Raw genomic sequence first — 12,295 nt, forward strand, 5'->3', positions numbered from 1 at the left:
TGTCATTTTGTGCATTTCTTCAAGATTGTATAAGCAAAAATTATGCTTTTCTTCAAAATTTATCCATTAAAACTCTATCATCCCATCAAGATTCCCAATCGTCCTGAAAATATCGCCTTTTATAAGAACCGAGCGCGCTTTTATTTCAATCGGGATTTCTTCCTTTTCCATATTTAGCGAAACATAAAACGCGTTTTTGTTTTTGTAGGTTAGATTCCAGAACGGATATTTTATTATTCCGGGCGTGTTTCCGCCGACTCCAAGCTCCAGAAAAAGCGTTTTTGCATTCTTGTGCTTTTCAAGAAAATCCTGATAACGTCTTGCCGCTTCGTGCCAGCCGTCGTCCTCAACAAAAGTCTCATCGCAGCGCAAATTCATCGACATCGGTTTTCCGCAGACAGGGCAGTGAGGCACAAGTTCTGATGGAATTTCCATTTTCAAAGGATTTTCCGGAAAAATAAGGCCGCCGTCTTTTTTGTTTTCGCTGTCCTTAAATTCGAATCCTTGCGAGACGAGCATTTTTTTTACAATCTCTTCGTTGTCGTAAGTTTTTTTGTGGCACGGAACGCAGCATTGAAAAAGTCCGTAGTCGCCCTGCGTGTAAAAAAGACGCTTTTTGTCGAAGCCTGCCTTCTGAAAGCAGTGGTCAACGTTCGTGGTGATTACAAAATAATCCTTGGCGCGCACGAGTTCAAGAAGTTTTTCGTAGACCGGAAGAGGAGCGTGCATGTAGCGGTTGATGTAGATGAACCGGCTCCAGTAAGCCCAGTTTTCTTCAAGCGAGCAAAAATCCGCAAAACCGCCGGAATACATATCATGAAAGTGATATTTCGCCTCAAAGTCCGAAAAATATTTTCTGAACCGCCCGCCGCTGTAAGAAAATCCCGCGCTTGCAGAAAGTCCGGCCCCGGCACCAACCACAACACATTCCGCAGAATCCAAAATCTCGTGAAATTTTGTGATTTCTTCGTTTGAGATGTTTTCAAATCCGCTCAAAATTCAAACTCCTTCGGCTTGGCAAAATCCGCGCGTTTAGAAAGACCTTTTACGTGTCCAAGATTGTTCAGGCTTCCCCTGATATTTTTAAGATAGAAAACCTTGAACAGCGTATGCTCCGCGTTGTTTTCGTAAAGCTCATGCACAATCGCGCTTTTTTCCATAATTATTTTTTTGACCTCAAGATTTTCCTCAAAAACCGCCTCCGCGCTCAGACGAATCCATGTCGTCTGAATTTCGTTTTCAAGCAGCTTCGAGCCGCACAAGTCAATCCAGGGATTTTTCACAAGCTCCGCGTACATCGATTTTTTACTGTTCGTGCAGAACCAAAGCCGCCCGTCGTATTCTGCCATGAACTGAACCGGCCGCACCTTCGGCTTTCCGTCCAGTCCGACTGTCGCCATATATTGCAAGCCAACTTTTTCAAGATAAGCCGCCAGTTCGCAAAGTTCCATAAAAGCCTCCGTTTGTATGAGAGATAGTGTTGTAATCTTTGTTGTTACAATTAAGAAGATAATGACAGAAAAGTTAAAAGTCAAGATTTGAATTAGAAAAAAAAGAGTCTCTTCGGTTTTGATTTTTGATGAAAATTTATGATTTTCAGAAACAAGATGATGACTTGTGAATTTTCGTGATTTTTTTGAATTGTTAAAGTAATTCTCGGTGAAATGTAGCGAGTTTGAAAAACGTTATTTTGATTTTTCTTGACCGCAGGCAATTTCGCTTTGTGTTATTTTAACGCTCGCCGAACTGGAACAATTTCATAAAACGTTATTTTGATTTTCTTTGACCGCAAGCAATTTCGCCTTACGTTATTTTAACGCCCGTCGAGCGGACGTAATTTCCCAAAAAGTTACGCCGCAAACGCTTTCACAATTTCATCCATGCAATCGGATACGGATTTCCCTGCTCGTCGGTCGTGCTTGTCTTGTACGTCTTGAACCCGAGATGCTCGTAAAATCCCTTTGCCTTTTGATTCTGCTTGTTCACGGTAACTTCCTCCGCCGAAAAAATTTCGATTCCACGCTGAACAAGCCTTTTGCCGAATCCTTTTCCGCGCGCGTCAGGCGAAAGAAAAAGCATCTCGATTTTTTCCCCCTCGATTCCCATAAATCCGAGAGGAGAATTTTCGCCTTTATCAAACAGAACCAAAAGCGTCTCAACACCACAAATCGCGCCCGGAACATATTCCTTAATTTTCAGGATTTCTTCTTCCGACAAAAATGCGTGCGTCGCCTGGACAGATTTTTCCCAAATCTCCAAAAGCTTCGTCACAAGATTTTCAGAACGTTCAGATTTTTTGATTTCTTCTATTATAATTGTCATTTTTTTATTTAAATTCCCATAAGCCATTCAATTGCGTTCTTTTTTTTGATTCCGTCAAAGTCGGCGGTCGGGTCGTCGTCCAGCGTCAAAAGCAGCTTAGGGTAGCTGTCGCGCACAAGCTGGAGCGGCCGGAGTTCTCTTTGAAGCGTGTTTTCATCTCTTACGCTCGCCGAAACTTGAATGTACGTGTTTCCTTCCTGATTTTGTGCGACGAAATCGATTTCCATGTCGCCGATTTTTCCGACATAGACTTTGTAGCCTCGCCTGATAAGCTCAAGATAAACCACGTTTTCAAGAATGTGGCCTGTGTCGTTTGCTTTTTGCCCCAAAAGCAGGTAGCGAAGCCCGATGTCAACAGCGTAATATTTTTCGAGAAGTTTCAGATATTGCTTGCCTTTCACATCGTAGCGTTTTGCCTCGTAGACAATGTAGCAGTCCTGCAAAGCTGAGATATATTTTTCGATTGTCTTTGAGTCGATTTTTCTTCCTGATGAAACCATTGTGTCTGCGATTTTTTTTGTCGAGACGGGGCTTCCTATGCTGTCAAAAATAAACCGCACAACGCTTTCAAGCATTTTTGTGTCGCTGATTTTATAGCGCGAGACAACATCTTTCAGAACGATTGTGCTGTAAACACCGCCGAGATAGTCGAGAATTTCATTTTTGTCGCCGTCAAGGTTCATCGTGTAGGGAAAAGAGCTTTGCTCAACGTAAAGCCTGTATTTTTCGGAAAGCGAAAGCGACGGATTCTGCACGGAGGCAAATTCCTTGAACGAAAGCGGAAGCATTTCAATCGTTATGTATCTGCCTGAAAGCAGCGTTGCAAGCTCGCCCGAAAGAAGATATGCGTTCGAGCCTGTTATATAGATGTCGATTTTTTCGTTCAGAAAAAGACTGTCCACAACCCTCTGAAAATCCGTTACGTTTTGAATTTCATCGAAAAAGATGTATGTCATTTTGTCTTTTTGGATTTTATTTTTCAGAAATTCATAAAGCGATTTCGGATTCAAAAGCTCGTAATTGTCGAAATCCTCAAAATTAAGAAAGACAATTTGCTCTTTTGAAATTCCATTTTCAAGAAGATAATTGCGGAACATTTTCATAAGCGTTGACTTTCCGCAGCGGCGGACTCCCGTAATCACCTTGATAATGTGCTTGTCCTTGTAAGTTTTGAGTTTTTCTAGAAATTCCAGACGCAATATATCACTCATAGTTTGGATTATATTCCAAAGTTTTTGTAAAAACAAGCAAAAGTTTGGAATATAATCCAAACTTTTTGTGAAAAGCTGGGGCTTGTGTTGTTTTTTGATGGAAAGAACCTGATGTGCTAAGGGTTGCAGCACTTGCGAATCTCTCTGGAGTTTATCGGAAAAAACGATGAAGCTGTGCTAAAATCCTTGTCCGTAAATATTTTGCACTTAAATCTCTTCAATCGCCTTTTCGATTCCCTCGATGATGCCGCTTTTCAGGTCGTCTTTCAGGCGGCTGTAGATTCTTTCGGAGACGGATTCAATCTTTCATTTACAATAGTCGTAGAGGTACAAAATGACATATGGTTATATCCGCGTGAGCACGGACAAGCAGACGGTTGAGAATCAGCGTTTTGAAATCGGAAATTTCTGCAGAAAAGAGAATCTTGAGATTGACGGCTGGATTGAGGAGACAATCAGCGGAACAAAAAATTATGACAAGCGCAAGCTCGGAGGCCTGCTGAATCACGTGCAGAGCGGCGACCTGATAATCTGCGCGGAGCTTGATGCTCTAAAGCTTTCCAAGGATTTTTTTGTAAAGATAATAATCTGCTGCAATCTGAACAGAATTTATTTTGAGAAAATTCTGTCTTTCGCTATTCGGCATTTTGAACAACGAAAGAAAATAAATAATGAAGAAAATATCAAAGATGGACAAATCGTTTTTTTGTCCGCAATCGTTAATCAATCACAGCAAGTCATTCAGCAGGTTCATGCAGCGGATCTTTTGTTTCAGGTTTGCGCTTCCGTAAACATTCAACGTGAACGAGACGTTTTTGTGTCCGAGAATTTCTGAAAGCGACTTGATGTCAAAGTCCGGAATTTCGATGCATCTTACGGCGAATGTGTGCCTGATTTCATGGAACTTTACCTGTTTAAGATTGTTCCGCTTTAAAAACCTGAAGAAAAACTGCCTGTATGTTCTTGGCTCTGTCGGGCTTGTTTTTCCAGTCAGAAAATAATGTTCCGGATTTTCCGTATAGAATTTTCTGACTATATTTACAAGCAATGATGGAAGCGGAATTGTCCTGACGGAACTGGAAGTTTTTGGCAGTCCGACGTTTATGTACGACTTCTGTTTTTGTTTGTTATATATGCGCTGCACAGTTCTGTTCACTGCCAAAGTTTTTTCGGCAAGCGAGATGTCCTTCATTTTTAGTCCGCACAGTTCACCGATTCTAACTCCTGTCATAAGGGCGATTAGAATTCCTGCTGTCTTGCGGTTCAGTTTCAGATAAATGAGCTGAATCAGTTCCTGTTCCTCGTCTTTTGAAAGGGAAACTATTTTTCTGTTCGTCGTGTCCTTCGGATATTCAATTAGCTCCCAGTTCAGGGGCTGAGTCAGTTTTTCCTTGTAGGCGAAAACTAGCGAAAGCCGCAGCACAAGAATTATGTCCCGGATTGTCTTTAGTTTTAGTCCGCCTCTTCCGTCTGTTCTGCCATTTAAATGCAGATGAAGAATAAAATGCTGAATTTCAGATTCTGTTATCAGACTGATTTTTCTTTTTCCAAAGTAAGGAACAAGATGATTTTCTGAAATAAGCACAAAATTCGCATAGGTTGATGCGGCAACCATAGGTCTCTTGCACTTTAGCCATTCGTTCACAAGAGTTTTGTATTGAGTGTTTCCTGTCATAATTGACACCTCCATTTTGCATTATGGAGAAAAACAGGCTTAAAAAACTCTTCAAGGTGCGGCAAGAGCGATAACGCGCCCCGCCTCAGATTCCCGGAATTCAGCGGGGAATGGGTGGAGAAGAAGCTGGGGGAGATTGCGGAAAGGGTTACTAGAAAAAACAAAAATAATGAGACTGATTTGCCGTTAACAATTTCTTCAAAAGACGGACTTGTTGACCAGGTAACATATTTCAATAAAACAGTGGCAAGCAAAGATATGTCTGGTTACTACCTTCTGAAAAATGGCGAATTTGCATACAACAAAAGTTATTCGGTAGGATATGATTTTGGTTCTATAAAAAGACTGGATAAATATCCGATGGGCGCGCTTTCAACTCTTTATATATGCTTTTCTATAAAGAACTTTGATTCTGATTTTATGAAAGTCTATTTTGATTCTTTGAAATGGTACCGTGAAATTTATCTGATTGCCGCAGAAGGAGCAAGAAATCATGGACTTCTTAATATTTCCACAGAAGATTTTTTTGAAACAAAACATAAACTGCCACTTGGTCTCCCCGAGCAGAAGAAAATAGCCGCCTTCTTCACGCTGCTTGACCGCCGCATCCAAAAGCAACGCCAGCTTGTCGAGTGCCTGAAGACCTATAAAAGAGGTGTGTCCGAAGCTATTTTTGAAAGGAGACTTAATTTTTCAAGTCTTGTAGCCACAGAATGGAAAAAATATAAACTAGGACAGATTGGAGAGTTTTACAATGGTCTTTCAGGAAAAAGCAGGGAAGATTTTGGAAATGGGAATTGCAAATTCATAACTTATATGAATGTTTATAAAAATATTATAGCTGATGAATCACTTTGCGAAAGTGTAAAAATTAAAAAAGAGGAGAAACAAAATCCAGTAAAATATAGCGATGTTCTTTTTACTCAGTCATCAGAAACATTGGAAGAAGTCGGCTACACATCAGTTTGGACTCATTCGTCGCAACCATATCTAAACAGTTTTTGTTTTGGATATAGATTTTATGACAGTGTTATGACAAATCCAATATTCATTGCACATTATATGCGGTCAAATTATATAAGAAAAGCAATAATGAAAGAAGGACAAGGAGCAACGAGAGTGAACCTGTCCGCAGAACGACTGAAAAATCTGAATATCCTTTTACCTGACATAATCGGACAAAATAAAATTGCAGAATTTTTAAGTGGACTTGAAAATAGAATTCATAAAGAAGAATCTGCTTTGAAAAATATGAGTATGGAAAAATCCTCTCTTCTGCAGAAAATGTTCATATAATTGTTATGGATTATTTATGCACGCTTTCGGAAAACAGTTTTTCAATTCTTATAAAACAAAAAACATAGAGATTTCCTGATTTTTATGTTATATTCATTAAAGAAATATTTTCTGCTTATATCAAAACGTTCTTGGAGGCAAATATGTCTGATTTGGCGTTGCAATATTATAATTCTGTTGACAAACTTGATTTGCATGATTTGGAAATACTGTCTCAAAAAATTACATCTTTGATTTTCAAGAAAAAAGCGAAAGAGAATGATGTTGTAAAAAATGGGCTTGCTTATTTCAACAGCATAAAAGGCTCAGTAACAAGAGAAATTGACGCCGACAAGGAACTTTCAGAATCATTAAGAGAAAAAAACTTATACAATCACTCTTAAAAATATTCATAAAGAAAAAGCGGAAAACTGTTCAGAATTGCAACAGAATCTTGCGGTTCAACATATTTTTCCAGCTGGCTTGAAAATATTCGCCTTTGATTTACAAAATCCTTTTTTTCAGGAATTGCGTAATTTTCTGTGCATATATAGTTTGCTTTTGAAATATGCTGGCTGCACAGAAGTTTCCAGTTGGTTTTTATAAAATTGTATTTTTCTTCTGAAATATCTTTGAGCAGACCTGTTTTTTTATCATGGGGTATTATCATAAAATCCATGCTTTTATAAAACGGATATTTTTCTGTAACGAAAAGCTTAAAGTTATGACATTCGCTTCTTGTCGCCCTATAGTTTATAAAATTTGAATCAGGAAGTTTGTCTGTGCATTTTATTGACTCGACCATAGGATAGTTCACATACAGTTTGCCGTTTTCTGTCTCATCATCAAAGAAGCGCAGCATTTCTTCCAGCTGCCGGTTTATTTCATCAGGGGGAAGATTCTTGTTCTGAAAATCATAATCAAAGAAAAGAAACACTTCTGAAAAATCAGCCACATCTGTAAAATTCTTTAATGGACTGCTTTGAGTGGCTGGAAGCCTGTTTTTTATAACCGAGACAATATCTTCTGTAAAGTCTGAATCATTCATAAGCCTGTAAAGTTCATAGATATTGCATCCGAAACAACAGACTGTCTTTTCTATATCTTGAAGAAAATAAAGTTTCTCCAGTGTTCTGAATATCGAAGGCTCAGTTTTCTTTCCCTCAAAGACAAAAAGCATCATAAGCCGAATGTGCCTCCACGGTAAAGCTTTTCAATGTTGTGTCCCTGCCTGAGTTCTTTAGGCGTGCAGTCGTGCAAAGAGCGGATTGTATTATCTTCAATAAGAAAATTGCAGTCCGGACGCAAAAGGTCGTTAGTGAGCAAAAGCGTATTGTGGGAAGTTAGAAAAACCTGGCAGTCGAGCTTGAAAAGCCATCTGCATACCGTGCGAGAGAGTTTAAAATGGTAGAACGCATCGAATTCGTCCACAAAAACGAATGAAGCCTGCTCCATGTGCTTAATCCAAAAATACATAAGCTGAAGAGAACGAGTTCCGGTCGAGGCTATAAGATAAAATGGTATTGGAGCGCCTTTTATGTAACAGAAAAGCTGCTTGTCATGCGGATTCGGAGGAACAAAAGAAAATTCCTGATCGCTTACTTCTTTTAGAAAGTTTGAAAAATCCTTTACAAGATTGTTGTTTATTATGTATTCATCAAGAAGCGATGCGTTCGTTTCAAGACCGATGAATTCCCTCTCTTCCAGACATCTGAACCAAAGCATTGAATTCACGAATTTCTGCATCTGCAAAAGAGCATTGTCTTCTGCAAGCGGATATGAGGTTATAAGAAAATTAACAATTGAAACGCTGTTTGCATTCTGCGCCAGATTGTTGCGTGTATTCTCTTCCATTGGAAAAAGTTTTTCATCAATCTCAAAAGATGACTCATTACGGAAAAAGATTTGTATTTCATTAACTTTGAGCTGTTCCTTTTTTAGAACGCCTTGAGCAGTTTTTGAATAATTATATTCAACAGCTGTTCCGCTAAAGTCAAAAGTATATTCAAAATCGACAGTCTTCTTTTGCGCGCCGGCGAATGCAAAGTTTACATAGTAGTCCGGCTTTTTCCATTTTTGCGAAAGGTGATTCACAATGTCAAAAATAGAAAGCCCGAAATTGCTTTTTCCGCAGCCGTTCTGCCCGACTATGATTCCGTTTTTTACAGTCTTGTTTTTTATTGCAAAGTCGTTGAATTCATAGTTGCGGATTTTAGTCAAATCCCATTCAATGCGTTTTTCAAAGCCGCGGTAGTTGGTAACTGCAAATTTTCTAAGCATTATGCACCTCAATAGTGATTATCGGCAAAAATAATAAAAAAATCAAGTTTACCGTAATTTTTTTACGGAGAGATATAGTTTAGGAAATATTTGGGACCTATAAAAGAGGAGTGTTTTCAGTCTTATTAAACAGTTTTTCTAAATATGAAACCTTGTTGTTAGAAAACTGTGCTTCCATAAAAAAAGGTGAACAGTTGAATAAAACGGACATGATTAAAAATGGAAAATACTATGTCTTAAACGGAGGCGTTGCTGCTTCAGGACGTACCGATAATTTTAATACTGATAAAAACACAATATCCATAAGTGAGGGCGGAAATTCCTGCGGTTTTGTATTATTCAATACAGAAAAATTTTGGAGCGGAGGTCATTGTTATACGCTGCAAAACTTAAAACAAAATATAAATAATCAGTATTTGTTTCATTATCTGAAATTTCATGAAAAACAAATAATGTCTTTGCGAGTTGGCTCAGGGCTTCCAAATATACAAAAATCGGAACTTGAAAAATTTGAAGTCTTACTTCCTTCTGAGGATATTCAAAATAAAATTGCAAATATTATGAGTAATATTACCTCATACGAAGATGTTGTAAAAAAAGAACTGCTCAATTTGGACAAATTGAAACTTGCATTATTACAGAAGATGTTTATATGAACATTCTATGTAAAAGTTCGTTTTTCAACATAGATAACTGAGACAGTTTTTTTTCTTCAATAGATATTTTGCTATCAAATTTATGCAGAAAATTTGCAATCGCGCATTGCTCTTTGTATTCTGGTACATATAAGTTTATTTGTGATAATTGTGCATATTTTAAATTCCAAGTATCAGAAGTCAATCCTTGTGAGAATTTTTGAAATGTTCTTATAAGATTCGTATGCTTAAAATAATGCCCCCAAAAATCAATACATTGATTTTCTTTATCTTTTAATACGATTACTGTATAGGCAGGACTCACAATTCCAGCATAACATGAAACACCGCTAGCACCTTGCCACATACGCATTGTATTATAGGCAATATCTCCAATATGAACTCGTTTGTAATTTGATTTATCCTCACTTGAATTATCTTTTAATTGAATTTCGTTTCTTTTTTGTATTCCACCGTTTATTGTTACTGCTAAAAGTTCTTCGTTTCCAATGGCACGTTCACAACGTTCAGAAAACAGGTTTTCTATTTTTATTTTCTTCCAGTTTGTTTTATTAGGAAAACCAAATTTTCTTTCGAAAATAGCTTCGGACACTCCTCTTTTATAGGTCTTTAGGCGCTCTACGAGCTGGCGCTGCTTTTGGATGCGGCGGTCAAGGAGCGTGAAGAAGGCGGCGATTTTTTTCTGCTCGGGGAGGGAGGGAATGTTTACAGGCATAGCAAAGAAAACATCATCTCGCATGCTAACCCTGTCATGTCTTGCGCCGTTATCACCTGATAAATAAATATATCTATGCCAAGAAGATGACTTAAAATAGAATTCATAAAAGTCGGAATTTATTTTTTCTGTTGCCCGAAAACATAAATACAATGGTGAAACGATTCCTTTATCCGGATATTTATATACACTTACAGGTCCGTATGGAGCTTCTGTTGATTTTCGTGGGTTATAAACAAAATCATACTTTTGGATTATGTAATATCCATTTATGTTTTCAGAATTGGCAATATCCTTGTCAAAATATTCTCTTTGAGGAATAAGTCCATTTTTTGCAGAATTGCAGATTACGTTGGTTATTTTTAACTCTGTATTCTTTTCAGTGTTTTTCTTAAAAATCTCCCCCAGCTTCTTCTCCACCCATTCCCCTCTGAATTCCGGGAATCTGAGGCGGGGCGCATTGTCCCTGTTGCCGCACCTTGATGATACATTTTCCATAAAATTCCTCCAAAATCGTTAAAGTTCAAAAATCAAAATTATAAAAGTATTTTCTAGTCCTCGAAAGGAAAATCCAGTCCAAGTTCCTTGAAGTACGGCTTAAGCTCGCTGTTTATCTGCTTTATGTCTTTCTCAAGATTTCGGATATTCATAGAAACCTCCGCAAGGTCAATTTCCGGCTCTTTTTCAAATGTATCCACATAGCGCGGAATGTTCAGGTTGAATGCGTTTTCTTCTATTTCCTTCATGGACGCAACGTGGGCATATTTTTCAACATCTGCACGCTTTTCGTAGGCTTGTACAATTTTGTCTATGTCGCAGTCTCGCAGAATGTTCTGGTTCTTGCCTGCCTCAAAATCCTTTGACGCGTCTATAAAAAGAATGTTGTCCTTATTTCCTTCGCGCTGGGCTTTAAGAACAAGCACGCAGACAGGAATTCCTGTTCCGAAGAAAAGATTTGCCGGAAGTCCGATTACGGCGTCAAGCACGTTCAGTTTTTCTATCAGATATTTCCGGATTGTCTCCTCGGAGCCTCCGCGGAAGAGAACTCCATGCGGCAGGAGGACTGCAGCTCTTCCGTCCTCGTCCATGTGGTAGACCATGTGCTGAACAAACGCAAAGTCTGCCTTTGACTTTGGGGCGAGTTTTCCGTATTGGGCGAATCTGTCGTCTTCCATAAAGCGCGGGTCAGCCGACCAGTTTGCGGAGTACGGAGGATTTGCAACCTGAACGCGGTATTTTGTTTCTCTTGCAGTTTCAAAATAGTCGTGCTCAAGGGTGTCGCCGTTAAAAATCTCAAAATTAGTATATGGAATTCCGCGCAGAATCATGTTCATTCTTGCAAGGTTGTATGTTGTGGAAGTAAGTTCCTGTCCGAAGTAAAGACGCACGTTCGCATATTTTTTTAGGCGCAGAAGAAGCGAGCCTGAGCCGCAGGTTGGATCTGCGGCGGCTTTTACGTCCGTAAGTCCAAGACAGGCAAGGCGGCACAAAAGCTCGGCAGGACCAGACGGCGTATAGAATTCTCCAGCTTTCTTGCCGGCAGTCGCGGCAAACTGTCCGATAAGATATTCGTAGGCATTTCCTAGAATGTCGATTTTTGTGTCCTCGACAGAAAAATTTATTTCGTCCAGAGAGGCTATTATCTTTGACATTACCGCGCTTCTGTCTTTTACGGTGTGTCCGAGTTTTGTGGAGTCCAGTTGCATATCTGAAAAAAGCCCCTCAAAGTCGGACTGGCTCTCGTTTCCGATGGTGGATTCCATAAGGGCGTTTATTCCTTTCTGCAGGAATTCTATGTCGAACGAGCGGTTTTCCACCATTTTTATCATGTTTGAAAAAAGAAACTGAGGCTCAATTACAAATCCTAAGTCCCGCAATGACTCTTCTTTTACGGCTTCGCGGTATTCATCATTTTTCCATGCGTCCTCATAAGAAATATTGTCGTCTTTCAGAAGTTTTGCCATATATTTTTCTGTGCGGTCGGAAAGATAATAGTAGAAAATCATTCCAAGTATATAGTTCTTGAATTCGTAGGCTTCCATGTTTCCGCGAAGCGCGTTCGCCATTGCCCACAGTTTTTGGCACAGTTCTTTCTGGTGCTGCTGAATGTCGTTTTCCATTTTATTTTCTCCAGTTCAATGTTTTATAAATTAAGGCTGTC

13 protein-coding genes are annotated in these 12,295 nt (G+C 39.0%); 4 read left to right on the forward strand and 9 right to left on the reverse strand.

Annotation, left to right across the window (positions count from 1 at the left end; genetic code table 11):
- Positions 1-66: 66 nt before the first annotated feature.
- The 4 genes from Q0N70_RS02025 to Q0N70_RS02040 all read right to left on the reverse strand — a co-directional run bounded on the left by Q0N70_RS02025 (position 67) and on the right by Q0N70_RS02040 (position 3,533).
- On the reverse strand, positions 67-996 hold the full coding sequence (locus tag Q0N70_RS02025) for a Sir2 silent information regulator family NAD-dependent deacetylase (protein WP_294013087.1): 930 nt from the start codon (positions 994-996) through the stop codon (positions 67-69).
- Positions 993-1,451, reverse strand: a complete 459-nt coding sequence (locus Q0N70_RS02030; protein WP_294013089.1) for a pyridoxamine 5'-phosphate oxidase family protein — start codon at positions 1,449-1,451, stop codon at positions 993-995. Before Q0N70_RS02030 ends, Q0N70_RS02025 begins: the two co-directional genes overlap by 4 nt.
- 415 nt (positions 1,452-1,866) lie before the next feature.
- Complete coding sequence (locus Q0N70_RS02035) at positions 1,867-2,322, reverse strand: GNAT family N-acetyltransferase (RefSeq protein WP_294013092.1); 456 nt, start codon at positions 2,320-2,322, stop codon at positions 1,867-1,869.
- A gap of 8 nt (positions 2,323-2,330) precedes the next feature.
- Positions 2,331-3,533, reverse strand: coding sequence for an ATP-binding protein (locus Q0N70_RS02040; protein ID WP_294013095.1), 1,203 nt, complete (start codon positions 3,531-3,533; stop codon positions 2,331-2,333).
- Between the two features lie 334 nt (positions 3,534-3,867).
- On the opposite strand from Q0N70_RS02040, the gene Q0N70_RS02045 reads away from it, so the two are divergent.
- Positions 3,868-4,368: a recombinase family protein gene (locus tag Q0N70_RS02045; protein ID WP_294013098.1), complete on the forward strand. Its 501-nt coding sequence runs from the start codon at positions 3,868-3,870 to the stop codon at positions 4,366-4,368.
- On the opposite strand, the gene Q0N70_RS02050 is transcribed toward Q0N70_RS02045, so the two are convergent.
- A complete protein-coding gene (locus Q0N70_RS02050) occupies positions 4,261-5,208 on the reverse strand; it encodes a site-specific integrase (protein WP_294013101.1) in 948 nt (315 codons plus the stop codon). The two genes, Q0N70_RS02045 and Q0N70_RS02050, sit on opposite strands and share 108 nt — an antisense overlap.
- A gap of 180 nt (positions 5,209-5,388) precedes the next feature.
- Between Q0N70_RS02050 and Q0N70_RS02055 the strand changes: the two genes are divergently transcribed.
- On the forward strand, positions 5,389-6,504 hold the full coding sequence (locus tag Q0N70_RS02055; RefSeq protein ID WP_294013104.1) for a restriction endonuclease subunit S: 1,116 nt from the start codon (positions 5,389-5,391) through the stop codon (positions 6,502-6,504).
- 143 nt (positions 6,505-6,647) lie between these two features.
- Positions 6,648-6,887 carry a hypothetical protein gene (locus Q0N70_RS02060; RefSeq protein WP_294013107.1) on the forward strand — a complete coding sequence of 80 codons (240 nt, stop codon included), beginning with the start codon at positions 6,648-6,650 and terminating at the stop codon, positions 6,885-6,887.
- On the opposite strand, the gene Q0N70_RS02065 is transcribed toward Q0N70_RS02060, so the two are convergent.
- Positions 6,884-7,666, reverse strand: a complete 783-nt coding sequence (locus Q0N70_RS02065; protein ID WP_294013109.1) for a hypothetical protein — start codon at positions 7,664-7,666, stop codon at positions 6,884-6,886. The genes Q0N70_RS02060 and Q0N70_RS02065 overlap by 4 nt on opposite strands.
- On the reverse strand, positions 7,663-8,763 hold the full coding sequence (locus Q0N70_RS02070; RefSeq protein ID WP_294013111.1) for an ATP/GTP-binding protein: 1,101 nt from the start codon (positions 8,761-8,763) through the stop codon (positions 7,663-7,665). The genes Q0N70_RS02065 and Q0N70_RS02070 overlap by 4 nt, the downstream gene beginning before the upstream one ends.
- A 110-nt stretch (positions 8,764-8,873) precedes the next feature.
- On the opposite strand from Q0N70_RS02070, the gene Q0N70_RS02075 reads away from it, so the two are divergent.
- The gene (locus tag Q0N70_RS02075) at positions 8,874-9,419 is read left to right on the forward strand and encodes a restriction endonuclease subunit S (protein ID WP_294013113.1); all 546 of its coding nucleotides are present in this window, start codon (positions 8,874-8,876) and stop codon (positions 9,417-9,419) included.
- Here Q0N70_RS02075 and Q0N70_RS02080 read toward each other — a convergent pair.
- Positions 9,412-10,632 (reverse strand): restriction endonuclease subunit S, encoded by a 1,221-nt coding sequence (locus tag Q0N70_RS02080; RefSeq protein WP_294013116.1) that lies wholly within the window; start codon positions 10,630-10,632, stop codon positions 9,412-9,414. The genes Q0N70_RS02075 and Q0N70_RS02080 overlap by 8 nt on opposite strands.
- Positions 10,633-10,685: 53 nt before the next feature.
- On the reverse strand, positions 10,686-12,254 hold the full coding sequence (locus Q0N70_RS02085; RefSeq protein ID WP_288507473.1) for a type I restriction-modification system subunit M: 1,569 nt from the start codon (positions 12,252-12,254) through the stop codon (positions 10,686-10,688).
- Positions 12,255-12,295 lie beyond the last annotated feature (41 nt).

This window comes from uncultured Treponema sp., from assembly GCF_945873775.1.
GTDB lineage: Bacteria > Spirochaetota > Spirochaetia > Treponematales > Treponemataceae > Treponema_D.

Coding starts and splice junctions, on each gene's coding strand:
- Q0N70_RS02050 (WP_294013101.1), bottom strand. CDS start 5,208: ATGACAGGAAACACTCAATACAAAACTCTTGTGAACGAATGGCTAAAG.
- Q0N70_RS02040 (WP_294013095.1), bottom strand. CDS start 3,533: ATGAGTGATATATTGCGTCTGGAATTTCTAGAAAAACTCAAAACTTAC.
- Q0N70_RS02030 (WP_294013089.1), bottom strand. CDS start 1,451: ATGGAACTTTGCGAACTGGCGGCTTATCTTGAAAAAGTTGGCTTGCAA.
- Q0N70_RS02070 (WP_294013111.1), bottom strand. CDS start 8,763: ATGCTTAGAAAATTTGCAGTTACCAACTACCGCGGCTTTGAAAAACGC.
- Q0N70_RS02045 (WP_294013098.1), top strand. CDS start 3,868: ATGACATATGGTTATATCCGCGTGAGCACGGACAAGCAGACGGTTGAG.
- Q0N70_RS02085 (WP_288507473.1), bottom strand. CDS start 12,254: ATGGAAAACGACATTCAGCAGCACCAGAAAGAACTGTGCCAAAAACTG.
- Q0N70_RS02035 (WP_294013092.1), bottom strand. CDS start 2,322: ATGACAATTATAATAGAAGAAATCAAAAAATCTGAACGTTCTGAAAAT.
- Q0N70_RS02060 (WP_294013107.1), top strand. CDS start 6,648: ATGTCTGATTTGGCGTTGCAATATTATAATTCTGTTGACAAACTTGAT.
- Q0N70_RS02080 (WP_294013116.1), bottom strand. CDS start 10,632: ATGGAAAATGTATCATCAAGGTGCGGCAACAGGGACAATGCGCCCCGC.
- Q0N70_RS02065 (WP_294013109.1), bottom strand. CDS start 7,666: ATGATGCTTTTTGTCTTTGAGGGAAAGAAAACTGAGCCTTCGATATTC.